Raw genomic sequence first — 24,716 nt, 5'->3', positions numbered from 1 at the left:
GATCAAGGTTTGTTCAAAAAACGTCCTTCCACTGACGCAGGATGGCGAAGGTATCTACCGGATTTTCCACGCATTTTAGCCCATGTTTTTCAGCAGAAAATTTCACTGAATCCTGTTCGCATCGCAGAAAAATGTTGAAAGTGCGTTCGTCACCCAGCCGGGTTGGCAGACTTGGCAGCCCTTGTTGCCGCAGTTTGCTGATCAGCCCGATCTGGCGGCGGATCGCCGGGTTGTCCGGTTCGACCGCATAGGCAAAACGCAGGTTGGAGAGGGTGTACTCGTGGGCACAATAAATGAGTGTCTCATCGGGCAGGGCGGCGAGTCGTTGCAGCGAGTGGTACATCTGCTCCGGCGTCCCTTCAAACAGGCGGCCACAACCGGCCGAGAAGAGGGTATCGCCACAAAACAGCATGCCGTTGCCGTGGTAGGCGATGTGGCCGCGAGTGTGCCCGGGCACATGGATCACCTCGAGGGCGAGGCCGTGCCAGTTGATCTGATCGCCATCTTCCAGCCACTGACCGTGGTGATCCGGCATCGGGTCAAGTTTGGGGCCATAGAGCCGGGCGTGGGGGAAGTGGGCAAGCAGGTTGGTGACGCCCCCCACATGGTCGTGATGGTGATGGGTCAGCAGGATGGCATCGAGCACCAGCCCCAATGCCTCAAGCCGCTCCAGCACGGGTGCGGCATCGCCCGGATCGACCACCAGACAGTGATTTTCGTGGCGGATCAACCAGATGTAGTTGTCATTAAAGGCTGGAACTGTGATCACTGGATACATGAGTCTGCTTCTCTTTAGGGAGGGTATCTTATATAACAGGATGGCGTTCGAAACCCCGAGTTGAGCCCTATTATGCAGGTGGCACGTACCGAACAACAAATCGAGATCCCGACCAGCTGGTCTGCATTGCCTATGGGGGACTGGGTGGCGGCCGAGATCCAGGATCGGCTCGACAACTGGTGTCCCAATCTGTTTGGGTATCATCTGCTGAAAATTGGCGCCCTGAGCGCTGAACTCTCCTGCAAACGCTCCTCCATTCGTCACCAGATCGGTGTCGCCCCCGGCGGGCGGCTGCTCGACATGTATGGCGATCCCCTCGATCTGCCGGTGCGGACCGGTAGCGTTGATGCCTGTCTACTGGCTCACTGCCTCGATTTCTCCGCCGATCCCCACCAAGTGTTGCGCGAAGCCGAAAGAGTGTTGACCGACGATGGCTGGCTGATCATCAGTGGTTATAACCCCATGAGTCTGGTCGGGATCGGTCATTGTGTGCCGTTCTTGCGGCGCAGAATGCCTTGGTCAGCACGGATGTTCACCCCGGGGCGGGTGACGGACTGGCTGCATCTGCTGGGATGTGAGGTGATGTTCGACGAGCGTTTCGGTTACTCGTTTATGGGTAAACAGAGCTGGCACAGTTGGTGGCGGGAGAGTATCGGGCGGGATTATTGCAGGGCATTTGCATCGGTATACGTGATTGCGGCCCGTAAAAGGCGCTTTCCACTGATCCCGGTGCGGCGGCGCTGGCAACTGCCAAAATCCCTCGCCACACCGGGAATGGCCCGTCAGGGCTGGTAGCCGGTATCCTCGGCCAGATCCTTGCCGCAGGCGGCCTCTCTGGCCAGCTCGTCGCACCGTTCGTTCTCCGGGTGGCCGGAGTGACCCTTCACCCAGAGCCACTCAATCTGGTGGCGACCCACTTCCGCATCCAGCGCCTTCCAGAGATCGACGTTTTTGACCGGTTGCCGGTTGGCGGTCATCCACCCTTTCTTCTTCCAGCCGATGATCCACTGGGTGATCCCCTGGCGGACATACTGGCTGTCGGTGGTGAGGCGTACCTTGCACGGTTCGTTGAGGGTGCGCAGCCCCATGATGGCGGCCATCAGCTCCATCCGGTTATTGGTGGTCAACTTGAATCCGGCGGAAATCTCTTTGCGGTGCTTGCCGTAGACCATGACGGCCCCGTAACCACCCGGGCCCGGATTGCCGAGGCAGGAGCCGTCGGTATAGACATCAATCTGTTTTAACATGAGCAATCAATCTGTTTTAACATGAGGCTTGGGGTAAACTAGCGAGTAAGTAAAGCCGAAGTTTGACATAGATTGGATCATGAACACACCCCAACTGAATCGCCAGATCATTCTGGATACTGAAACCACAGGTATGAATACGGCGGGCGGCCCTGTCTATCTGGGGCACCGCATTATCGAAATCGGCTGTGTGGAGGTGATCAACCGCAAGCTGACCGGTAACCACTATCACGTCTATATCAAGCCTGATCGTCTGGTTGACCCGGAAGCGATCCAGGTACACGGTATCACCGACGAGTTTCTGCGTGACAAACCGTCGTTCAGCCAGATCGCCGACGAATTCCTCGAGTTCATCCGCGGCGCCGAATTGATCGCTCACAACGCACCGTTTGACGTGAGCTTCATGGACTACGAGTTCAGCAAGCTCGGACTCAACTTCAAGACGGCGGATATCTGCACCATCACAGATACCCTGGCGATGGCGCGGGATCTCTTCCCCGGCAAGCGCAACAACCTGGATGTGCTGTGCGATCGTTACGGTATAGACAACTCCCACCGTACCCTGCACGGGGCTCTGCTCGATGCGGAGATCCTGGCGGACGTCTACCTGCTGATGACCGGCGGCCAGACCAAACTCAATCTGGCTACCGAGAGCAACGAAAACGAAAGCAATCAGGACACCAGCATTCGCCGGTTGGAGAGCAACCGACCCGCCCTCAAGGTGGTGCGTGCTAGTGCCGAGGTTCAGGCCCTGCACGAGGCGAGACTGGATCTGGTACAGAAAAAGGGAGGAAGTTGTCTGTGGCGGCAATGAGCAAGTGGTGTGCCGGTCTGCTGTTGTTGCTCTCGCTGGGGGCGATGGCGACCGAGGTATTTGCCCCTTCCGATATTCCGCTGCTGGATAACCGCTTTCGCATCGATTACGGCGTGAAGGAGATCACCTTCATCATCAAGCGCAAGCCGGGCACCCCGTCCGTGATCCTGGTTCGCCCCGATGGCAGCAAGCTTTACGTGGGCAAGGTCAAACCCGCAGATGTGGGTTGGCTGGCGCTGCCGGAGCATGATCTCATTACCCTGCGCAATCCCATGCCGGGCCCCTGGCAGGCGATTGGCGAGGTGGATCCCGACAACCGGGTGCGCATTCTCTCCGATATCCGGCTCGATATCGCCGCCCTGCCGATGCAGCTCTATCAGGGGGAGGTGGTCAAGCTCAAGGCGTGGTTGCTGATCAATGGTCAGCCGCCGAAAGATAAATACTATCTCTCTGATCTTGGCATGACCGTCAAGCTGCAATCGTTCAGCGATGCCGATAAGAAAGAGGTCGTGCTGGATCAAGTACTTGGCCACTATCGCGATGATGGCAAGGGGCTCGACGAAGTGCCGGGCGATGGCATCATGACGGCGGAAGTGACGCTGCAGGATATTCCCGGTGGCAAGTACCGCGCCATGTTCAGCACGGGCAATCAGGTGTTTGTCCGTGCCCGTTATCAGGATGTGCTGCTTTACCCCTATCCGTTCAGTTATAACCTGGCGCCGCCTTCGGATGAGCTGGGTGCCAAGCTCTCACTGCTAATCGACCGTGATGAGCTGGATCCCGCTTCCGTGGTGGTCAAGGGGAGTGTGACCAGTAATGTGGGCGGCCTCTACGAGTTCAGCGAGACCGCCAGCGACCCCAAGCTTGATATCGATCTCTCCAACATCAAGGAGGTCGGTCAGCATGAGGTGAAAGCAACCCTCTACGGCACCACTCGCCTCGGCCGTGAGCTGAAAATCGAGTTGCCGGTGAAAACCTTCAATGTCTTCCCGCCACCGCCACCGCCACCTCCTGTAGAGGTGGTGTCGGCCGCCGCACCGGCCTCCAGTGCCGAGGCGACCCATGAAGCCCCGGCAGAGGAGGAAATGGGCTGGCTGATCTGGGCATTGGCTGGTGGTGGTGTGCTGCTGGCGGTATTGGGTGGGGTCGGGTTCGTGGTGATACAAAAACGGCGTGCCCTGAAGCGTGCTCTGGCCGCTGCGCAGGCCGAGAATCAGCAAGCCGGACAACCTGCTGCCAAGCTGGATCTCAATCTGCCAGAGCAGTAACCCTCGTACTGAAGTGGCGTGATGCCAGAGATAAAAAACCGCCCTGATAAGCAGGGCGGTTTTTTGAGTTCATAAACAGAACAAGCTGGCTATCAGTGTTCGCCGATATAGACATCCTTGTTCTGCTCGCGGATCTCGAGGAACTTGTCCAGATTGGCCATCATCAGCTCGACCAGCTGGGGGTCGAAATGCTGCCCCTTCTCCTCTTCAATCAGGGCCAGCACCTTGTCCAGCGGCCACGCTTTCTTGTAGCAGCGATCCGAACCCAGGGCATCGAACACGTCAGCCAGCGCCACAATCCGCCCCTCCAGCGGAATATCGGCCCCCTTCAAACCGCGGGGATAGCCACTCCCATTCCACTTCTCATGGTGATTGCCAGCGATGGTGGCTCCAATCTGAAACAGCGCCAGATCGCTGCCGGAGAGCATATCCTGCCCAAGCTGGGCGTGGGTTTTCATGATCTCCCACTCTTCCGGCGTCAGCTTGCCCGGCTTGTGCAAGATGGCATCGGGAATTCCCACCTTGCCAATGTCATGAAGCGGCGAGGCACGTTTCACCAGCTCGCTCTGCTCTTCGCTCATGCCCATCAGGTGGCAGAACTGTTCGGTATAGAGCGCGACCCGTTTGACGTGCAGCCCTGACTCTTTTGAACGGGTTTCAACCAGTTCGCCGATGCGATAGATGATCTCCCGCTGGTTGTCGGCGATCACCTCATTGAGCCGGATATTCTCCAGTGCCACTATGATGTTTTCGGTAAACAGGGTCAGCAGACTGGTATCGATCTGGCTGAGCTGGCGGGTGGTCTCGATGTGGAACAGCAGGTGGTGGCGCGGATTCTGGCAGTAGAGCACCATCTGGGTGGCGTTATAGACGTTGCTGCGCTTGCTCATGGCCTGGCGCAGGATCTCCGGCGCGTCCGTGAGGAGCATGGCGGGATGGCCGGGGAGCAGGGGCTCCAATACTTGATCCTTCACCTCATAGGCGTATTGCTTGACGTCGTATATCTGGGTTTCCCCCAGATGGAGCAAGGCGCTGAGTTGCTCCTGGGCGCCTTCGACAAACTGGCGCAACGCCCGTTTCTCAAAGATCCCCTTGGAGGCGTCGATGACTTTTTCCAGCCCCTGGCGGTTACTCTCCAGGGTGCGAATATCCCGATATGAGCGCAGGCTGGCCCGCAGCAGGGTGCGCAGCTTCTGGGAGGTGAGCTCGGTTTTATCCTTGTAGTCGTTGATGTCGTAGTTGGTGACTACGTCATCTTCCGGCGCCTGGCCGGGTTGGCCGGTACGCAACACGATGCGTACCATCTTGTTTTGCAGATCTTCACGGACGTATTTGACGACATCAAGGCCGGCGTGGTCGACCTCCATCACCACGTCCAGCAGCAACAGAGCAACGTCCGGGGTGGTGGCCAGCAACTCCTTGGCCTGTGCCGCGGAATAGGCATGCAGAAAATCGATGGGGCGATTGTCAAACTCGAATTTGTTCAAGGTGATTTTGGTGATGCGATGCACTTCAGGCTCATCGTCAACAATCATCACCTTCCAGCCCGCTTGCTGTGCGTCGGGGAGGGAGAGATCGTCATCATCAATAATCAGGATTTGGTCATCCATCATACAATCCTGTTTGGCATCCTGTGCTTACATTAACTGCTTCACTAAGGATAGGAAACTTATTGGGAAATAAAATTTGATCTCGAAAAACTATGGTCGAAATAAGCAAATGGAACCCTTTGTGACTGTGGCGTTGTCGGGTTGCTTTCTTTGCCCAATCATGGAGCTAGCGTGCATAAAGCCTATGTCTGGATTGGGGTGTGGACGCGAGTGGTTGGGGATGTTTGAATCCAGCTTGTAGCTATTAGACGAGAAACTATCTTATTTGATAGTGATTCCTATTTGCGTGTAGCATGGGCGACACACTCAACGAGGAGCCCCATCGTGTCCCCATCTCTGCCTCCCAATCGCCCCCGTCTGCTGGCTGTCAAAGCCATTACCCAGATCACCCCCCATTTGCGTCGCATCACCTTTGGTGGCAGCGAGTTGGCTGACTATCCCTTTACTTGCGGTGGAGCCCATATCAAGGTGATGCTGGCCCAGCCCCATCAGGTAGAGCCGGTGCTGCCTGCCATGACCCCGAGCGGCCCGCGCTGGAGTGACCCGGCAGACAAGCCGGTGATCCGCACCTACACCATCCGAGCGTTTCGCCGTGATGAGCAGGAAATTGATATCGACTTCGTGCTGCACGGTGACGGCGGGCCCGCCAGCGCCTTTGCTACCCATGCCAAGCCGGGAGAGAAGGTAATCCTCTCCGGGCCGGGTGGCCCCAACCCCATGCTGCAACCGGCCGAGCATTACTGCCTGGTAGGGGATCTCACCGCCTTGCCCGCCATCATGGCGATGTGTGAGGTGATGCCTGCCGATGCCAGAGGGGAAATTGCGATTCTGGTGCCGGATCAGGCCGATGCTCAGCCGTTGACGCTGCCGGTCGGGTTGCGCTGTCACTGGTTTGTCGGCGAGCCCGAGTCCAGTGGCCTGCTGGAGCATGTGATTGCTCTGCCGCTGGTGCGCGATGGTGGCTTCTTCTGGCTGGGTGGGGAAGAGGCGCTGGTGCTGCCGCTGCGCCGCCATTTTCGTTCAGTGCTTGAGGTGGATCGCCAGTCGCTCTACGCCGTGCCGTACTGGCGTCGGGGCAAGAGTGAAGAGGCCTATCACCAGACCCGTCACGATGTGATGGATAATTAAGCGGATACGAAAGAATACCTGATTCACCCTTGCAAATAAAAATGATTTGCATTTAGTATTGCGCCGTTCGGGTATTTGTCCGGGCGGCGTTTTTATTTCCGTTGACACAAGAGCGCCCTGTTTTCACGTCGGTTTGGCTGCATGTTGTCAGACCCCAACGCAAGGAGTCGTAAAGGGTGGTTAAGTACCAGACCCGTCTGTTCTGGCTGGCATTGTTCCTTCTCTGCACGCTGTTTTGCCTCTCGCTGGCCACCGGGGCCGGCGTCTATGGTGCCCGCGATGTATTCGGGTATCTGACGCACAATCCCCTGTGGGTCAGTGACGAGAAGCTCGCCATGGTGCTCAATACCTTGCGGATCCCGCGCACCCTCTGTGCCATGGTGGTCGGCGCCTCTTTATCTCTGGCGGCCTCCTTGTTGCAGAGCGCGACCCGCAATCCGCTGGCGGAGCCCGGTCTGCTCGGGGTCAACGCCGGGGCCGTCTTTGCGCTGGTGGTGGGGCTCACCTGGTTCGGGGTGGAGTCCGCCTACGGCTATCTGCTCTGGGCAGGACTAGGCGCGCTGCTTGGTAACGTTATTGTGCTGGGGCTCGGCATGATGATTGGCCGCTCCAACCCCCTCAAGCTCATTCTGGTCGGGGTGGCGCTCTCCGCCACCTTCGGCGGTCTCTCCAGCTTTTTGCTGCTCTCCAACAAGATGGTGCTGGAGCAGTACCGCTTCTGGAACCTCGGCTCCCTGTCGGCGGCCAATCTCGATGCCATCATTGCCGTACTGCCCTTCGTGCTGGCGGCGTTTGTCATCACCTTGCTGCTCTGTCGCCAGCTGACCCTGATGCAGATGGGGGATAGTCAGGCACAGGCGCTGGGGATCCACCCCAACCGGGTGCGGATTGGCGTGCTGCTGGCCGCCACCCTGTTTACCGCCAGTGCCATCGCCATCGCCGGCCCCATCGGCTTTGTCGGCTTTCTGGCTGCCTACTGTGGCCGACTGGTGGAACCGGTAAAGCTGTCGGTGCAGGTCTGTTTCTCCGCCCTGTTCGGCATGCTGTTTCTGCTGTTGGCCGACATTCTGGCGCGCTGGCTGATCCAGCCGTTCGAGCTGCCAAACGGCGTCATTCTGGCCCTGATCGGTGCGCCTGTGCTGATCGCCATCGTTCATCGCGGGGGCTTTCGTACCCTGCTGACCGTCAAGTGAGGGGCTGATGCGTACACCTACCGATATGCTCTGCCTGCGGGCCGGCAACCGCTCTTTGCTGATCCATCTGCCAAGCTGGCGCTGGCTGGCTCTGCTTGCCGTGGCGCTGCTGGCGCTGGCTCTGCTGGCCTTGAGTGTTGGCGGCGGCAAACTCGGCTTTGCCGGGGTGGTCAACACCCTGTTGGGGGAGGGGACGCGGCTTGAGCTGCTCACCCTGTTCAAGATCCGGCTGCCGCGCATCCTTGGGGTGGTGGTGGCGGGGGCGGCCATGGGGCTCTCCGGCTGCCTGGTGCAGACGCTGGTTCGCAACCGGCTGGCCACACCCGACATGGTGGGGGTCAACAACGGCGCCTCTCTGGCCATCATCGTCTTCTCCCTCTACCTGACGGTAGGCAGCTGGCCCTGGTGGGCGGCTCCCATCGGCGCCATCTTCGCGGCGCTGGTGCTTTATGCCCTCTGCCGTAAACCGGGTGAGCAGGGCTATCTGTTCGTGGTGATCGGCATCGGCCTCTCCGAATTGTTCGAGGCGCTCGGCCAGTTTGTGATGTCCACCCAGGCCCTACTGCACCTGAGCTCCCTCTATTTGTGGAATATGGGCAGCTTTATCGCCGTGGGTTACAGCACCATTACCCCTATCGCCATCCTGTTGCTGGTGCTCTGCCCGTGGATTGTTTATCTCTCCCGCTCGCTGGCGGTGCTGCGCTTTGGCCCCGAGATGGCCAGAGGGCTTGGCGTCAACGGCGATCGGGTGCAGTTGGGCATTCTGGCCCAGGCCATTCTGGTGGCGGCGCTCGGCACCGCCATCGGCGGTCCCGTGGTCTTTATCGCCATGGCGGCCCCCATTCTTGCCTCCTGGCTGGTGAAAGACCGGGTGGTGCCGCTCTGGCTGGCGGCGCTTAGCGGCGCCCTGTTGCTGCTTGCCAGCGATACCCTGGTCCGGGTGCTGGCCAGCCCCCACGAGGTGGCGACCGGTATCATGACCCGCATTCTCGGCGGCCTGTTGCTGCTGTTTCTTCTTGTTAACGATCGCCAGAGGGCTGACTGATGACGCTCACCGTAAATCGCCTCCATTTCGCCTATCAGCAGACCCCCATTTTGCGGGACATCTCTTTCAGCGTGCCGAGGGGCAAGCTGGTGGGGATCGTCGGCCCCAACGGTTGCGGCAAATCGACCCTGCTCAAGCTGCTCTCCGGCCAGATGAAAGCCCAACGCGGCGAGATCCTGCTCAAGGGCAAGCCGCTTGCCAGCTACCCCATGAAGGGGCTGGCGCGGGAGCTCGCCTATCTGCCCCAGCGGCCGACCCTGCCTGCCGGCATTCTGGTGGAGCAGTTGGTGCAGTATGGCCGCCACCCTCATCAGGGCTGGTTCAATCAGTGGGGTGAGGAAGATGCCCGCATGGTGCGTATTGCCTGCGAGCGTATGCAGCTTGAAAGCATCTGGCAGCAGAGCGCAGCGTCTCTCTCCGGCGGGCAGGCACAGCGGGCCTGGCTTGCGATGATCCTGGCGCAGGACAGCGACATGGTGCTGCTCGACGAGCCCACCAGCGCCCTCGATATCGGCCACCAGACCGAGGTGATGGAGTCAATCCACCGCATCACTGCCGAAGGCAAAACCGTGCTGCTGGTGATCCACGATCTGGCGATGGCGGCCCGCTACTGTGATGAGTTGATCGCCATCGGCGAGGGGACCATTGCCGCCATGGGCCCGGCCCGGGAGGTGGTGACCAAGGATCTAATCGACCGGCTCTACCACACCAGTGTCGACATTCTGCATGCCCCCGGCGACGGGGCGCCCATTATCGTGCCCCGTCGTCACGAACATGGCCGCGCCCTGCGTTCGGCGAGTTGAGTCATATGGGCCTGCTCTGTGGGCCCACCGATTGTATTCACGCGGCCGATTATCCGGGCCGTGCAACGAGAAGGAGTGAGATGATGAAGCGTTTTGCCGCCCTGGCAGCAGCCATCCTGATGCTGGCCGCGCCGCTGGTTCAGGCACAGGAGATGCGTGAAGTGACCGATGCGTTTGGCCAGAAGGTGCAGGTGCCAGCCCAGCCAACGCGGGTGGTGGTGCTGAGCGAGCTCGAACTCGACAGCACCCTGACCCTGGGGCTGACCCCCATCGGCGCCGTCAATGGCCGTGGTCAACCCACCTTGCCCCGCTATTTACTGAACAAGGCGGGCATGGGTATCCAGGTGATCGGCGATCTCGACAGCCCCAATCTGGAGTCGCTGATTGCGCTGGAGCCCGACCTTATCCTGACCGGCCAGACCCGTCCCGAGCTGCTGACCTTGCTGGGGGAGATCGCGCCGACCGTGGTGACCAGCAAGTGGGGTGAACCGTGGCAGGATAGCTTCCGCCGCACCGCTCACACCCTCAACCGCGACCAGCAAGGGGATACTTTCTTGCTGCAGTATGCCGAGCGGCTGACTCAGGCTCGCAGCAAGCTGGCCAAGCATCAGGGGGAGAGCATCAGCATAGTGCGCTGGAATCCCAAGGGGCCGAGCTTTATGTATCAGGGCACCTTTGCCAGCAGCGTAGTGGAGTCGATGGGACTGGTACGCCCAAGCAAGCAGCAGGGTACTGGCGCACCCCACTCACCGGCGCTCAGTCTGGAGTCCCTCAATCTGCTGGATGCTGACTGGCTGGTGGTCGGTACCCTGAGCGCCACCGGTGATGCGGTGGATGCCATGCGTCAGGCGGAGCAGACCCCGGCGTTCCAGCAGCTGCCGGTGATCAAGGCCAAGCGCTTTGGCGCCGTGGACGGGTCGCTTTGGACCTCCAGCGGCGGCCCGCAGGCGGCCCTCAAGGTGATCGAGGATGTGGAGCAGTTGCTGGCAACCCGCAGCTGAGTACCATGAGCGCCAGAGGTTGACCCAACGAACAGGTTGACCAAAGAAGAGGGAGGCTGATGCCTCCCTCTTGCGTTGTCACTGTCTATCGTGACCTCTTCGGCGAGACAGAGCCGTTTATTGCGGTTGGATGGCTGTCACAGTGAGCTTGCCGCTCTGGCTTTCGGCATGAAAGTGGATGGCATCCCCCACCTTGAGCCCCTTGAGCTGGGCCGGGTCGGCCACTCGAAAGACCATGGTCATGGCGGGCATCTTGAGGTTCTCGATCGCCTCGTGCTTGATGCCGACCTTGCCGCTCCCCTCATCGAGGCGGGTAATGACCCCCTTGGTCATCACCATTGCGCCCTGTTCGCTCATCTCACCCGTCTGACTCATCTCGTGCCCTTCATGGTGCATCATCTCTTCGGCCTGCAGGTTGGTCTGGGTGGCAAGGCCAAGCAGCAATGTCAGGGTCAGCGTCTTGTAGTTCATGATGGTTTCCTCATCGTTCAGTCAATATGGATCGTGAAATCGGGTTATTCGGATTGCGGGTTCGCGCTCTTGCCAAGGCTGCGACTGCGCCACAGGTAGTAGGCCGCAGGCAGCACCAGCAGGGTCAGTACCAGCGCGCTCACCATGCCGCCGATCATGGGGGCGGCGATGCGCTGCATCACCTCGGATCCGGTGCCGTGGCTCCACATGATGGGCAAGAGGCCGGCGATAATGGTCACCACCGTCATCATCTTGGGACGCAGGCGCAGGGCGGCGCCGTGGATCACCGCCCGGTGCAGGCCCGCCTTGTCCGGCTTGCCGCTGGCCACCAGGTCATCCCAGGCGTGGTTGAGGTAGACCAGCATCAAGACGCCAGTCTCCACCGCCACCCCCGCCAGAGCGATAAAGCCCACCCCGACCGCCACCGAGAGGTTGAAGTCGAGCAGCCAGAGGGTCCAGATCCCGCCCACCACCGCCAGCGGCAAGGTGGTGAGAATGAGCAGCACCTCCTGAACGCGGCGAAACGCCAGATAGAGCAGCAGCACGATAATGGCGACGGTGAGCGGCACCACGTAGGCGAGGCGCGCCTTGGCCCGCTCCATGTACTCGTATTGGCCGGACCAGGTGAGGGAATAGCCCGCCGGCAGCACCAGCTGCTTGCCCACCTCGGCTTTGGCCTCATCGACGAACGAGCCGATATCGCGGCTGCGAATATCGACGTAGACCCAGCCGTTCAGGCGCGCGTTTTCACTGCGCAGCATGGGGGCCTCGTCGCTGATGTAGACCCGGGCCACATCCGCCAGTGCGATACGCGCGCTGCTCGGGGTGACCAGCGGCAGCAGCTCGAGGCTCGCCACCGAGTCACGATAGCTCTGGGGATAGCGCAGGTTGATGGGATAGCGCTCGCGCCCCTCGATGGTTTGGCCCACCTCCATGCCGCCCACTGCGGTGGCGAGCACCGCCTGCACATCGGCGATGTTGAGGCCATAACGGGCTGCTTTGAGCCGGTCGATATCTACCTTCACATAGCGGCCACCGGCCACCCGCTCGGCGTAGACCGATGAGGCACCCTCCACCTTGCCAACGATCTGTTCGAGCTGTTGGCCGAGTTGCTGGAGCACCTTGAGATCCGGCCCCGCTATCTTGATGCCGACCGGGGTCTTGATACCGGTGGCCAGCATGTCGATGCGGGTCTTGATGGGGGGCACCCAGGCGTTGGTGAGGCCAGGGAAGCGGATGAGGGAGTCGAGCTCCTCTTTGAGCTTCTCCGGGGTCATGCCGGGGCGCCATTGATCGCGGGGCTTGAGCTGGATGCTGGTCTCCATCATCACCAGGTCGGCGGGGTCGGTGGCCGATTCGGCGCGCCCCGCCTTGCCGAACACGTTCTGCACCTCGGGCACGGTGCGAATGAGCTTGTCGGTCTGCTGCAAAATCTCCCGCGCCTTGCCCACCGAGATATTGGCTGCGGTGGTGGGCATATACATGATGTCCCCCTCATCGAGCGGCGGTATGAACTCGGAGCCCAGGTACTTGAGCGGCCCGAAGCCCGCCACCGTCACCACGGCGGCGACAGCCAGAGTGGTTTTCGGGCGGGCCAGCACGGCTTTGAGCAGCGGCACATAGCCCTGGCTTAGCCAGCGGTTCAGCGGGTTGGCCTGCTCCGCCAGCACCTTGCCACGGATGAAGTAACCCATGATCACCGGCACCAGCGTGATAGCGAGCGCGGCAGCGGCGGCCATGGCGTAGGTCTTGGTGAAGGCGAGGGGGTGGAACATCCGCCCCTCCTGTGCCTCCAGCGCAAATACCGGCAGGAAGCTGATGGTGATGATCAGCAGGGAGAAGAAGATGGCAGGCCCCACCTCGATGCTCGCCTCGGTGATGATGCGCCAGCGGTTCTTGTCGGTGAGCGCCTCCCGCTCCATGTGTTTGTGGACGTTCTCGATCATCACGATGGCGCCATCCACCATGGCGCCGATGGCGATGGCGATGCCCCCCAGCGACATGATGTTGGCGTTGATCCCCTGCAGATGCATCACGATAAAGGCCACCAGAATGGCGATGGGCAGGGTGATGACCACCACCAGCGACGAGCGCAGGTGGAACAGGAAGGCGAGGCAGACCAGCACCACCACGGCGAACTCCTCCAGCAGCTTGCCGGAGAGGTTGTCGATGGCGCGCTGGATAAGGTCGGAGCGATCATAGACGGTGACGATCTCTACTCCTTCCGGCAGGCTGCTCTTCAGCTCTGCCAGCCGTGCCTTGACTCCGTCTATGGTGTGCTGGGCATTCTCGCCGTAGCGCATGACGATGATGCCGCCCACCACTTCCCCTTCGCCGTTGAGCTCGGCAATGCCGCGCCGGCTCTGGGGACCGGTGACCACATCTGCCACATCCCCCAGCAGCAGCGGGGCGCCGCGCACAGTGGTGCCGAGCGGGATCTGTTTTAAGTCCTCCACGCTTTTCAGATAGCCATTGGAGCGCACCATGTACTCCGCTTCCGCCATCTCGATGACGGAAGCGCCTGTCTCCTGATTGCCCTGTTTGATGGCGGTCTCGATAAGGGAGAGCGGAATGCCGTAGGCGCGCAGCTTGTCCGGATCGACCCGCACCTGATATTGGCGCACCATGCCACCGACTGTAGCGACCTCGGAGACCCCCTCAACCGTCTGCAACTCGTACTTGAGGAACCAGTTCTGCAGCGAGGTGAGCTCGCTGAGGTCATGCTTGCCGGTTTTGTCTACCAGCGCGTACTGATAGACCCAGCCCACCCCGGTGGCATCGGGGCCGAGCTGGGGACGGGCGGAGGCGGGCAGATTGGGCGCAACCTGGCTTAGGTACTCCAGCACCCGGGCGCGGGCCCAGTAGAGATCTGTGTTGTCGTCAAACAGCACATAGACGAAGGAGTCGCCGAAGAAGGAGTAGCCGCGCACCGTGGTGGCCCCCGGTACCGCCAGCATGGCGGTGGTGAGCGGGTAAGTCACCTGATCCTCCACCACCTGGGGCGCCTGGCCCGGATAGGAGGTCTTGATGATCACCTGCACATCGGAGAGATCCGGCAGGGCGTCCACCGGGGTCTGTTTGACCGACCAGAGCCCCCAGGCGGTGAGCATGAGGGTCAACAGCAGCACCAGAAAGCGGTTGCCGATTGACCAGCGAATAATCGACGGGATCATGATTGAACTCCTTTCTCACCAAGTACAGAGAGCGGATAGCGGTTGCCTGCCAGGCAGCGAATGATGGCAGGGATCATGACTTCTTCTCCATCTCGGGCATCGCCATCTGATGCTGGCTATGGTCCATGCCTTCCATCTTCTGCATCTCATCCGTTGCTGGCTTGGCTGTGTCGCCGCTTGCCGGCGTTTGCTCCTGATGGATGGTGGTGATGCGGTACTCCTCCCCCTCCTGCATTACCTGCAGGTGCAGGGTCTGCCCCTCGACCAGCTTGCTGATGTCGACTCCTTCGTCGACGGTGAACTCCATCTCCATGGCGGGCCACTGCCACTCGGGGATGGGCTGGTGGGAGACCATCAGGGTGCGGTTGGCCAGATCGATGCTTTCAACCTCGCCCTGAGTCCACACTTGGGCTGGGCGTACAGCCGTCATGCGCTGGAAGTCCGAATCGATGGCCGACTCGGAGTCGAGCAGGAACTGGGCAGAGCTGACGATGTTATCCCCAGCCTCTACCCCTGCCTTGATGGCAACCTTGTCGCCAAACTGGGGGCCGAGAGTGACGGCGACCGACTTGAAGTTGCCATCCCCCAGCGCCAGCACCAGCCGATCCTGACTGCCGGTGCGGATCACCGCTTCGCTCGGCACCACCAATTGCGGCTCTCCCTGCCCGGTGCGAATGCTCACCTTGGCAAACATATTGGGTTTCAAAAACTCGTCCGGGTTGTCAAAGCGCAGCCGCACCTTGAGGGTGCGGGTAGCTGCGTCCAGTGTCGGGTAGAGGTAATCCACCTTACCTTGCCAACTGCGGCCGGGGGCATAGTCGAGAGTCATGGTGACCGGATCCCCCACTTTCAGCTGGGCGGCTTGACGCTCGAACACCTCGGCACTGACCCACACCTGCTTGAGGGTGCTGATGTTAAAGAGCGCCGCAGCGGGCTCAACATACTGGCCCTCGCGCACCTTGAGCTCGGAGACATAACCGCTGCTGGGGGCGTAAATGCTGATGGTTTCGCGCACCTGACGGCTGCGCTTGAGGGCTGAGATTTGATCCGCCGGCACCTGCAGGGACTTGAGCTTGCCCTCGGCGGCGCGCAGCAGCAGGGGGTTGGCGGTGTTGAGGGCCAGCAGGTACTCGTGCTGGGCGTTGACCAGATCAGGGGCGTAGATCTCGTAGAGCAGGGAGCCTTTGGCCACCCTCTGTCCCTCGCTCTTGATGGCGAGGGTGCGGATCCAGCCCGCCATGCGGGCGTTGACTGCCTCCAGCCTGTCCTCGTCATACCCGACATAGCCCACCGTCTCGATCTGCTGGTGGATAGGCAGTCGCTCGACCTTAGCCAGTCGCACCCCCAGGTTCTGCTGGATCTCGGGGCTGATGGTGACGGTGCCCGGCGAGCCGCCCTGTTTTTCCTCATAGACGGGGATAAAGTCCATCCCCATGTTGTCCTTGGCCGGGCCGTCACGCTTGTCGCGGGGATCCATGGGGTTGACCCAGTAAAGTGGGGTCTTTGCTTTGGCGCTGGCGCCATCGGAGGTCTGTTTGGCGGCCCAGTAGCCGCCACCGGCGCCAAGGGCGAGCAGCAGGGCCGACATCAGGATGGTCTTGTTCATGACTGGCCTCCGGCGCGGGTCTGCATGCAGAAAGTGCAGGAGGATAAGGCGCCCGCGAAGGCAGCAACCTTGGACGGTGAAAAGTGGGCTGGTGACATAATACGTCTTCTCTTGTGCAGGCCGCCGGTCGGGAGATGGACAAGGCATCACCCAAGGGATTGGCGGCAAACGGGGCGCAGCTGTATCAGCGCGCACGGCTCCCTGTGAGCGGACCGGTTTGGCCGGGGCACAGGGTCAGGCAAGGCGGCAGAGAACGGGCAAGTTGAAGCTTGCCTGTGCCGCAAGAGAAGGACTTTCTAGTGGCGTAACACCGACAGCATCAGATGTCGGCGCGGCCAGGAGGGAGGGTGAGTACCGCGGGAGCGCAGGAAGGGATCCCGCAACCAGTTATCAAGCAGTGACGCTGCGACGTTGTTGCCAAGTAGCAAGGGAAAGAGCAGCAGAGCGACCAGTACCCCAAGCAGAGTCATCGCGCCGAAGGAGGGGGCATTGATGCCTGTCTGCATCTGGCACTCATCGCCCATGGCTGACCCCTCGTCTCCCTGATGGCAGGAGAGGGGCATGACATCGCCCGGGTGATCCATAACGGGCATTGCATGAGAGATATCGCCATCCGCCATCGCCATGGATGAATCGAACATCACCATCGATTGGGCGCTGCTTGGGGTCGGCTCGGAGGAGAGGGGAGAACCATGCCAGCTGATGCAGAGGGTCAGATTGCAGACGAGCAGCAGCGCCAGCAATAGCCGGGCCAGAGCAACGCAGGGCAATCTTGCAGCAAGCTGGGTGAGTGACAATCCGGGCATCCTTTGGGAGCTGATGGCGGGACTGTAAACCTTGCCACGAGGTGAAGGTCAATGGCGCCGGTGATGTAATAGAGGTGCTGTGTTGGGGGGGATATTTAAGCAATGCTTAACCATTGCGTATGCCCAACCCTAATGAAGCATGCCCCTCATCCCGTTAGGATGCCCCCTGTCAGTTACCACGATGGCGTGATGGTTCACTCTTTTGCTCCGGCATAAATGACTGCGGCAGGAGTGCTTGCCGACCTTATCCATCCCGTGACGCCATGAGCGAGCAGTATAAAGCCGCAGGTCTCCCGGATGCTGACAATCAAAGAGTCAAACCGTGTTTTTGAGCAGCACACCTTGCCGGGTGCTCACCATGTTCACTATTCAGGAGTATTGAAATGCAGCCACGACTGCTGTCGCTGATGCTTGCCGCTTTGCTGAGTCCATCAGCCATGGCTGGCGGCCTTGCCCTCTACGAGACCAGCACTGCCAACAGTGCGCTGGCCAACGCAGGGTCTGCCGCCCGTGCCCAAGGGGCAGATACTATCGCAAGCAACCCGGCCGGTATGACCAAACTGGAAGGTACCCAGTTGCAGGTCAATGGCGGTGTGGTATACGGCGATCTTGAGCTGGATCTGGACAACGGCGGTAACAACGGTGGAAATGCCCTGCAGACCGCGCCGCTCGGCAGTCTCTATCTGACTCATGCCATCGACGATCAATGGGTCGCAGGTATCGGCGTCTTTGGCAGTCACGGTCTGGGTATCGATTATGGCGATGGCTGGGATGGTCGTGGTTATACCCAGTCGGCCAAGCTGACCGGCATCGCCTTTGCTCCGAGTCTGGCGTACCGCATTGACTCAAATTGGTCGGTGGGAGCCAGCCTGATCGCCATGAATGGTTCGCTGGAAGCCTCTGTGGATCTGACGTCCGGGATGGGGGAAGGGCGGGAATTCTCCAACAGCGACTGGGCGTATGGCGCCTCCTTCGGGGTACTTTACGAGCTGGATCAGCACTCCCGTATCGGCCTGAGCTACTTCTCCGAACTGAAGTGGGAGCTGGAAGATCAGCTCTTCCCACGTGCTGATGTGGCAGGTCTAGGGGTCGAGATCATGATTCCGCAGACCATTACGCTAAGTGGCTATCACCAGCTCAACGACCAGTTGGCCTTGCTGGCCAGTGCCAACTGGCAGCAGTGGTCCCGTTTTGGCGATATCGGTGTGGCATCTGCCATGGGCAGCCAAACCATTGATATGAATTACAAGGATACATGGCATGCCAGCCTGGGGGCTCAGTTTGATGTCACCCCTGCACTGCGTTTGAGCAGCGGAATTGGCTATGACAGTAGTGCAGTAAGTGATGAGTTCCGTACTGTGATGCTTCCAGTGGGTTCTGGTTGGCGCTGGGGTCTGGGGGCCAGTTATCAGTTGAGCCCAGCCACCAAGGTGGAAGCCAGCTATACCCTGGCCTGGCTGGGTGATATGCCAGTGGATCAGGACGGGATCGGTCGCCCGCACTTGACCGGCAGCTACAACAACAGCTACCTGAACTTCTTCAACATCGGTGTGCAACACCAGTTCTGAGTTGTGAGCCTTGCAAGCCTTCACTGATTGGGGGCTTCTCCATCCTGCCCGTCGCGCCGATCCGGCGCGTTATTAGCTGGGTGGCTCGTGAGGTCCACTTGTTTGCTCATCCGTTACTCAAGGAACAACATCAAATGTCATCACAATCAACCTCTGCGTTAGCGCGGTGGCTTTGGCGCCTGACGTTTATATTGGTCACGGTCGCTCTGGTTGTCTTCTTCTCGAAAGGTGCCCACATCGATCCAATTGAGGCGACCAGGTTCAACCATGCTTTGCCAGCCATCATGGTACTGCTTGATTCCGAGATCTTTATGGGGGTGATTACTGTGATCACTCTCTATGTGGTCCTCTATCTGGTCTATCTGCTGTGGCAACTGCATGAGATCGCTGTGCATCGTGCCAAGGTGTCTGAGTCGGTGCATATCACCCTGGTGTTTGCGCTCTCCTTGTGCGGACTGTTTATCGACAAGACCTGGTGGGTGCTTGCCGTCATCATCGCCTTTGCCCGTTGGGATGTGCTGAGCGAGCGGATGAGCCATATTATCGGCCATGGTATTCGACGTGGCCGTCATGAGGGGGAGGCATCATGAAAGAGATCCTGCTGCCCTATATCCTGATCGTGTGGTTGCTGGTCAAGCTGAACATATTGCCTTGGAACCTAAAAACTGGTTTTTGGAGTACCGCAATTGGCGCGTTATTGGCGCTTGGTTTGTTGACTACCTCTCGCCATTTGGCTCCGGTGGATTTTACCGATTCGGCGACGGTCAAGGCACCTCATGCGGTGTTGGGACCCTTACTAGGCATCAACCAGTTTCATCAGATAGATCAGATTTATGTTGCGCATAATCAGCGCGTTGCGCGTGGTCAGCCCATTTATAGTCTTGCGGACTGGGAGAGTAACGGTAAGGCTCAGGCGTTGAGCTATCAGATTGACGCCCAGCATGCCCAGGTGGCGTCAGAGGTAAGCCAGCAGCGAGCGATCCAGTCACGACTGAACCTCAATCACAAGGAATTGGCTCGGCTGACCCAGTTGGGTAACTTTGCCAGTATTCAGAGCCGTGACCAGCTGCAGACCCAAATTGATGGCGATCTGGCGCAACTGAGTGCCAGTGAAGCGAAGGTTCAGGCGATTGAAGCTCAGGCGTTGAATCTAGAGACAGAGCTGGCCTTGCAGGAGCGACGGAATGAAGAGAAGGTGATCAGGGCTCCGTTTGATGGTCAGGTCTCGATAGTCAATATTGCCAGCGGTTCCCGTACCGGCAACATGCACCTATACGACACTTCTCGCAAGTTTCTGGAGTTTCGCATTCCGGATCAGAGTTTTCGCAACATAGCACCAGGCCAGTTTGCCGAGTTTTATGTAGATGCCTATCCCGGGCGCATCTTTCGGGCACGGGTGCACTCAGTACTTACTGGTACGGGGGAGGCCCAGATGAGTGTTGCGCAGGGGGATCAAGATGTACTGCAGCATGTGGGCAACAACATGTCCAGCCATGGCCGGACAGTGGTGCTCGACATGCTGGTGCCGGACGGTGTGGACCTGCCAATTGGGGCAACCGGCTCAGCCTGGATTTCGGCACATAAACCCCATCCGCTGCTTGGCTTTATCGACATCATCGGTGCGGCTACCGTGCGTCTCAAGGCGATGAAGGCCTATCTGTTTGCGATGTAACGGAGTGACATAAAAAAGCCCCTCCGTGAGGGAGGGGCTTGGTGAGCTTTACTGGAATAGTCAGGCCCTTTTTTCCGATCCTCTCATGATGAGGCGGAAGAAGAGCGGGATAAAGAAGATGGCGATAAAGGTGGCCGCCAGCATGCCGCCGATGACCGGCCAGCCGAGGGCGTGACGGCTTGCGGCACCGGCCCCGCTGGAAGTGACCAAAGGCACACAGCCGAGGATGAAGGCGAGCGAGGTCATCACGATGGGGCGGAAACGCAGGCGCGCCGCCTCCAGTGCCGACTCGATGAGGCTCATCCCCTCTTCGTGCTTCATCACCGCGAACTCCACGATCAGGATGGCGTTCTTGGCGGCAAGGCCGACCAGGGTCACCAGCCCGATCTGGAAGTAGACGTTGTTGGTCAGCCCCACCAGCCAGGTGGCGAGCAGGGCACCGAACAGGGCGAACGGTACGGCGGTGATCACCGCAAACGGCAGGCTCCAGCGCTCATACTGGGCGGCCAGAATGAGGAAGATCATCACGATACCGAAACCAAAGGCCATGCCAGCGCTACCTGCGGCCGCTTTCTCCTGATAGGCGGAGCCGGTCCACTCCAGCTTGGCGTCGTTGCCAAGAGCCTCATTGGCGACCTCTTCCAGCGCAGCGATGGCCTGACCCGAGCTGTAGCCTGGGGCGGGCTGGGCCATGATCTTGGCGGCCTGGAAGATGTTGAAGCGTTCGACCAGTTCGGGGCCGGTGGCATCACGCACCGTCACCAGACTGCTGAGCGGGATCATCTCCCCCTTGTCGGAGCGGACATAGACGTTGCGGATGTCGCTCTTCTTGGCGCGGTAGTCGGCCTCGGACTGCAACTGCACCCGGTAGGTACGGCCGAACTGGTTGAAGTCGTTGACATAGACCTGGCCGAAGGTGGCCTGCATGGTGTCAAACACCGCGTTGATGGGCAGCCCAAGCGCCTTGGCCTTTTCGCGATCCAGGTCGAGATAGACCTGCGGCACGTTGGCGCGGTAGGTGCTGGTGACGCTGGCAAACTCCGGGCGCGCCTTGGCCGCTTCGAGGAAGCGCTGCACTTCGCCGGAGAAGGCCTGGGCGTTGCCGGTGCCACGGTTCTGCAGATAGGCCTCAAGGCCACCTGTGGTGGACATCCCCTGAATGGGAGGCGGGTTGAAGGAGGCGACAAAGCCATCCGCCAGCCCCATCAGGCTCAAGCCCTGGAAGGTCTTGGCCAGCGAGAAGGAGTCCTGTCCGGCCCCCTGACGCTCACTCCAGTCCTTCAGGGTAATGAAGGTCATGCCGCTGTTGCTGATGATGGCATTGGAGAGAATGTCAAAGCCCGAGAAGGTGATCACATCCTTCACATGGGGGTTGGCCATGGCGATCTTGTCGAACTGATCCGCCACTGCCTGGGTCCGGCTCATCGCGGCGGCATCCGGCAGCATGACGGCGGAGATGAGGTAGCCCTGATCTTCGTTCGGTACCAGTTCGCCCGGCACTTTCAGGAAGAGGCCGTAGATGGAGAGGATCAGCACGGCGATGATGGCAAAGGCGACCCCCACCCGACGGTTCAGGAAGGCCACACCCCGCACATAGCCGCGGGTCAGCTGGTCAAATTTTTCGTTGAACCAGACGAAGAAGCGGGCCGGTTTGTGGTGTCCCTCTTTCAACAACACGGCACAGAGGGCCGGGGAGAGAGTCAGTGCCACCAGACCGGAGATGGCGACCGAGACCGCGACCGTGATGGCGAACTGTTTGTACATCACCCCCGTCATGCCGCCCATAAAGGCGACCGGCAGGAACACGGCGCAGAGCACCAGCACGATGGCGACCACCGGACCGGAGACCTCCTGCATGGCGAGGATGGCAGCCTCTTTGGCGGAGCACTTCTTCTCGCTCATGATCCGCTCGACGTTTTCGAGCACCACGATGGCGTCATCCACCACGATACCGATGGCGAGCACCATGCCGAACAGGGTCAGCAGGTTGATGGAGAAACCGAGCACCAGCATGCCGGCGAAGGTCCCGATGAGCGACACCGGCACCGCGATACAGGGGATCAGGGTGGCGCGGAAGTTCTGCAGGAACAGATAGACCACCACGAACACCAGTACGATCGCCTCGAACAGGGTGTGTACCACCTCTTCGATGGAGATCTTCACGAACTCGGTGGTGTCATAGGGGATCTGGTACTCGATATCCTGCGGGAAGCGCTCCTTGAGTCGCTCCATGGTGGCGTGTACCGCATCGGCGACCGCGACGGCGTTGGCGCCCGGTTGCAGATAGGTGGCGATACCGATGGCCGGTTTGCCGTTGGCGCGGGCCACCAGATCATAATCCTTGCCCCCCAGCTCGACCCGGGCGACATCGCGGACCCGGATCTTGGAGCCATCGGGCATGGAGCGGACGATGATGTTCTGGAACTCCTTCACATCCTCAAGGCGCCCCTTGGTCTGCACCGTGTAGGTGAAGTCGATGGGGGCCGTGGTGGGCTGGGCACCGATCTTGCCTGCCGCGAACTGGGTGTTCTGCTCGCGAATGGCGCCAATCACGTCGCTCGGGGTGAGCTCGAGCTGGGCCAGTCGATCCGGCCGCAGCCAGATACGCATCGCATAGTCGGTACCGCCAAACAAGGTGGTATCACCGATGCCGGGAATCCGCTTGAGCTCGTCGATGATGTTGAGCAGGGCGTAGTTCGACAGATAGGTGGTATCAAACGAGCCGTTCGGTGACTGGAGGGTGACCACCTGCAGGATGGAGGTCGATTTCTTCTTGACCGTCACCCCCTGCTTTTTCACCTCTTCCGGCAGCTGGGCCATGGCGGCCGAGACCCGGTTGTTGACGTTGATGGTGGCCTGATCAGGATCGGTGCCGATCTCGAAGTAGACGTTGAGGTTCATCTGGCCGTTGGAGGCCGACCCCGACTGCATGTAGATCATCCGCTCGACGCCGTTGATCTGCTGCTCCAGCGGCGCTGCCACGGTCTGGGAGATCACCTCCGGGGTTGCACCCGGATAAAACGCCGTGACCGAGACCACCGGCGGGGTGATCTGGGGATATTGCTCGATGGGGAGCGCTCGCATCGCCGCCAACCCGCCCAGCACGATAATGATCGAAATCACGCTGGCGAAGATGGGGCGTTCTATGAAGAACTTGGAAAACATACGGGCTCCTTACTTGGCCGCAGACTGGCTGACCACCTTGCCGGTGATCGCCTTCATCTCGTCGGCAGAGACAGGTTTTACCACGGCGCCGGGGCGAGCCTTCATCAAGCCTTCGACGATATAGCGCTCACCTGCCTGCAGGCCGCTCGCGATCAGCACGCCGGAGTCGACTGCAGCGCCCAGGGTCACCGGACGGGGCACTACCTTGTTGTCGGCATCGACCACCATCACCATGCGGTCAGCCTGGGACTGGACGATGGCACGGGGCGGCACCACGATGGCATTTTTGCGGGTGCCCAGATCGATGGTCATGCGGACAAACTGGCCGGGCAGCAGTACGCCGTCCTTGTTGTCGAAGATGGCGCGGGCACGGATGGTGCCGGTCTGGGGATCGACCCGGTTGTCGGAGAAGTTGAGCTTGCCCGCCTCCGGATAGAGGGAGCCATCGGCCAGACGGATATGGGTGCGCCAGGTGGTGGCATCCTTCGCCTCAATCACCCCTTTCTTTACCGAGTTTTCGAAGTTGAGGCGATCCTGCTCCGAGTAGGAGAAGTTGACGTAGAGCGGATCAAACTGGGTGATGGTAGTGAGCAGGCCGTTGTCGCCGCTGGTGGAGATAAGGCTCCCCTCGGACTGGGAGCTCTTGCTCGCCATGCCGTTGATGGGGGCGGTCACCTGGGTGTAGCTGAGGTTTAGCTCCGCCTCTTTCACCTTGGCCTGAGCGGCCTGATGGCTGGCGATGGCCGCTTCGTAGTTGGCGATGGTGTCGTCATAGTCCTTGCGACTCACCACCTGACGCTTGAAGAGGGGAATGATGCGATCCCGATCGGCACGGGCCTTGTTGAGACGGGCCTGCTCCTGAGCCAAGGTCCCTTTGGCCTGCTCCAGTGCCACCTTGTAGGGCTCCGGGTCAATCAGAAACAGCTCCTGACCGGCGGTAACCGGCTGGCCTTCCACATAAGTGCGCTTGAGCAGGATGCCACTGACCCGGGAGCGCACATCGATCTCGCGAAAACCGGCGGTCTCTCCCACCATCTCGGTGGTGAGCGGCACATCGGTCAGCTTGACCTCGGCGACCACCACAGGGACGGCGGGCATGGTCTGGGCCGTCTGGGTCGTCTCGCCGCCACAGGCACTCAGACCGCTGATCAGCGCCAGGGTCAGCAAGCTGCGTTTGTAAACCTCTCTTCCGGCATTGGGCACCTTCATCATCACACTCCTGTTGGATCGATTTCGGCTGCTGCGTTCAGCATGTTTCTCCATACACATCATTAACTTCATGATTAAAAAAACAACTTCTTTATGATTGGAATGGGAGATGATAGGGCGGCAACCTTGAACACAACCTTCTCAAAGTGGCAATTAGGG

The 24,716-nt window shown here is 60.0% G+C and carries 20 protein-coding genes; 11 read left to right on the top strand and 9 right to left on the bottom strand.

The window, feature by feature from the left end:
* Positions 1-13 precede the first annotated feature (13 nt).
* Positions 14-778 (bottom strand): hydroxyacylglutathione hydrolase, encoded by a 765-nt coding sequence (gloB, locus tag AB5Y71_RS13720; protein WP_167558144.1) that lies wholly within the window; start codon positions 776-778, stop codon positions 14-16.
* Positions 779-850: 72 nt separating this feature from the next.
* On the opposite strand from gloB, the gene AB5Y71_RS13715 reads away from it, so the two are divergent.
* Positions 851-1,573 carry a methyltransferase domain-containing protein gene (locus AB5Y71_RS13715; RefSeq protein WP_005361718.1) on the top strand — a complete coding sequence of 241 codons (723 nt, stop codon included), beginning with the start codon at positions 851-853 and terminating at the stop codon, positions 1,571-1,573.
* Here AB5Y71_RS13715 and rnhA read toward each other — a convergent pair.
* Positions 1,561-2,025, bottom strand: a complete 465-nt coding sequence (gene rnhA, locus AB5Y71_RS13710) for a ribonuclease HI (RefSeq protein ID WP_368171807.1) — start codon at positions 2,023-2,025, stop codon at positions 1,561-1,563. The genes AB5Y71_RS13715 and rnhA overlap by 13 nt on opposite strands.
* A gap of 79 nt (positions 2,026-2,104) precedes the next feature.
* Between rnhA and dnaQ the strand changes: the two genes are divergently transcribed.
* Both dnaQ and AB5Y71_RS13700 read left to right on the top strand, forming a co-directional pair.
* Complete coding sequence (dnaQ, locus tag AB5Y71_RS13705; protein ID WP_047439188.1) at positions 2,105-2,839, top strand: DNA polymerase III subunit epsilon; 735 nt, start codon at positions 2,105-2,107, stop codon at positions 2,837-2,839.
* On the top strand, positions 2,836-4,107 hold the full coding sequence (locus AB5Y71_RS13700) for a TIGR03503 family protein (protein WP_368171843.1): 1,272 nt from the start codon (positions 2,836-2,838) through the stop codon (positions 4,105-4,107). The genes dnaQ and AB5Y71_RS13700 overlap by 4 nt, the downstream gene beginning before the upstream one ends.
* A gap of 92 nt (positions 4,108-4,199) precedes the next feature.
* On the opposite strand, the gene AB5Y71_RS13695 is transcribed toward AB5Y71_RS13700, so the two are convergent.
* Complete coding sequence (locus tag AB5Y71_RS13695; RefSeq protein ID WP_040067946.1) at positions 4,200-5,717, bottom strand: HD domain-containing phosphohydrolase; 1,518 nt, start codon at positions 5,715-5,717, stop codon at positions 4,200-4,202.
* A 324-nt stretch (positions 5,718-6,041) separates the two neighbouring features.
* Between AB5Y71_RS13695 and AB5Y71_RS13690 the strand changes: the two genes are divergently transcribed.
* The 5 genes from AB5Y71_RS13690 (at position 6,042) to AB5Y71_RS13670 (ending at position 10,887) form a co-directional block, all read left to right on the top strand.
* Complete coding sequence (locus AB5Y71_RS13690; protein WP_201912288.1) at positions 6,042-6,845, top strand: siderophore-interacting protein; 804 nt, start codon at positions 6,042-6,044, stop codon at positions 6,843-6,845.
* Positions 6,846-7,021: 176 nt separating this feature from the next.
* Positions 7,022-8,038, top strand: coding sequence for a FecCD family ABC transporter permease (locus AB5Y71_RS13685; protein WP_368171806.1), 1,017 nt, complete (start codon positions 7,022-7,024; stop codon positions 8,036-8,038).
* 7 nt (positions 8,039-8,045) lie between these two features.
* Entirely contained in the window at positions 8,046-9,083 is a 1,038-nt protein-coding gene (locus AB5Y71_RS13680; protein WP_368171805.1) for a FecCD family ABC transporter permease, read from the top strand.
* Complete coding sequence (locus tag AB5Y71_RS13675; protein WP_368171804.1) at positions 9,083-9,886, top strand: ABC transporter ATP-binding protein; 804 nt, start codon at positions 9,083-9,085, stop codon at positions 9,884-9,886. Before AB5Y71_RS13680 ends, AB5Y71_RS13675 begins: the two co-directional genes overlap by 1 nt.
* An 83-nt stretch (positions 9,887-9,969) precedes the next feature.
* Complete coding sequence (locus AB5Y71_RS13670) at positions 9,970-10,887, top strand: iron-siderophore ABC transporter substrate-binding protein (RefSeq protein WP_201991973.1); 918 nt, start codon at positions 9,970-9,972, stop codon at positions 10,885-10,887.
* A gap of 117 nt (positions 10,888-11,004) precedes the next feature.
* On the opposite strand, the gene AB5Y71_RS13665 is transcribed toward AB5Y71_RS13670, so the two are convergent.
* The 4 genes from AB5Y71_RS13665 to AB5Y71_RS13650 all read right to left on the bottom strand — a co-directional run bounded on the left by AB5Y71_RS13665 (position 11,005) and on the right by AB5Y71_RS13650 (position 16,934).
* The gene (locus AB5Y71_RS13665; RefSeq protein ID WP_139460317.1) at positions 11,005-11,358 is read right to left on the bottom strand and encodes a copper-binding protein; all 354 of its coding nucleotides are present in this window, start codon (positions 11,356-11,358) and stop codon (positions 11,005-11,007) included.
* A 44-nt stretch (positions 11,359-11,402) separates the two neighbouring features.
* Positions 11,403-14,531, bottom strand: a complete 3,129-nt coding sequence (locus tag AB5Y71_RS13660; RefSeq protein WP_368171803.1) for an efflux RND transporter permease subunit — start codon at positions 14,529-14,531, stop codon at positions 11,403-11,405.
* A gap of 73 nt (positions 14,532-14,604) precedes the next feature.
* On the bottom strand, positions 14,605-16,137 hold the full coding sequence (locus AB5Y71_RS13655; RefSeq protein WP_368171802.1) for an efflux RND transporter periplasmic adaptor subunit: 1,533 nt from the start codon (positions 16,135-16,137) through the stop codon (positions 14,605-14,607).
* A gap of 296 nt (positions 16,138-16,433) precedes the next feature.
* Positions 16,434-16,934 (bottom strand): hypothetical protein, encoded by a 501-nt coding sequence (locus tag AB5Y71_RS13650; RefSeq protein ID WP_368171801.1) that lies wholly within the window; start codon positions 16,932-16,934, stop codon positions 16,434-16,436.
* A gap of 392 nt (positions 16,935-17,326) precedes the next feature.
* Between AB5Y71_RS13650 and AB5Y71_RS13645 the strand changes: the two genes are divergently transcribed.
* The 3 genes from AB5Y71_RS13645 (at position 17,327) to AB5Y71_RS13635 (ending at position 20,183) form a co-directional block, all read left to right on the top strand.
* Positions 17,327-18,511, top strand: a complete 1,185-nt coding sequence (locus AB5Y71_RS13645; protein ID WP_368171800.1) for an OmpP1/FadL family transporter — start codon at positions 17,327-17,329, stop codon at positions 18,509-18,511.
* 284 nt (positions 18,512-18,795) lie between these two features.
* Complete coding sequence (locus tag AB5Y71_RS13640; protein WP_236340619.1) at positions 18,796-19,101, top strand: hypothetical protein; 306 nt, start codon at positions 18,796-18,798, stop codon at positions 19,099-19,101.
* A complete protein-coding gene (locus AB5Y71_RS13635) occupies positions 19,098-20,183 on the top strand; it encodes an HlyD family secretion protein (protein WP_368171799.1) in 1,086 nt (361 codons plus the stop codon). The genes AB5Y71_RS13640 and AB5Y71_RS13635 overlap by 4 nt, the downstream gene beginning before the upstream one ends.
* 60 nt (positions 20,184-20,243) lie before the next feature.
* Here the strand turns inward: AB5Y71_RS13635 and AB5Y71_RS13630 are convergent, their stop codons facing one another.
* Together AB5Y71_RS13630 and AB5Y71_RS13625 are read right to left on the bottom strand one after the other, a co-directional pair.
* On the bottom strand, positions 20,244-23,348 hold the full coding sequence (locus AB5Y71_RS13630; protein ID WP_064341877.1) for an efflux RND transporter permease subunit: 3,105 nt from the start codon (positions 23,346-23,348) through the stop codon (positions 20,244-20,246).
* 9 nt (positions 23,349-23,357) lie between these two features.
* Positions 23,358-24,557: an efflux RND transporter periplasmic adaptor subunit gene (locus tag AB5Y71_RS13625; RefSeq protein ID WP_368171842.1), complete on the bottom strand. Its 1,200-nt coding sequence runs from the start codon at positions 24,555-24,557 to the stop codon at positions 23,358-23,360.
* Positions 24,558-24,716 lie beyond the last annotated feature (159 nt).

Origin of the sequence: Aeromonas sp. R9-2, assembly GCF_040908025.1 — a bacterium.
Taxonomy (GTDB): Bacteria; Pseudomonadota; Gammaproteobacteria; order Enterobacterales; family Aeromonadaceae; genus Aeromonas; species Aeromonas veronii.
This window is presented reverse-complemented; position numbering and strand designations above follow the sequence as displayed.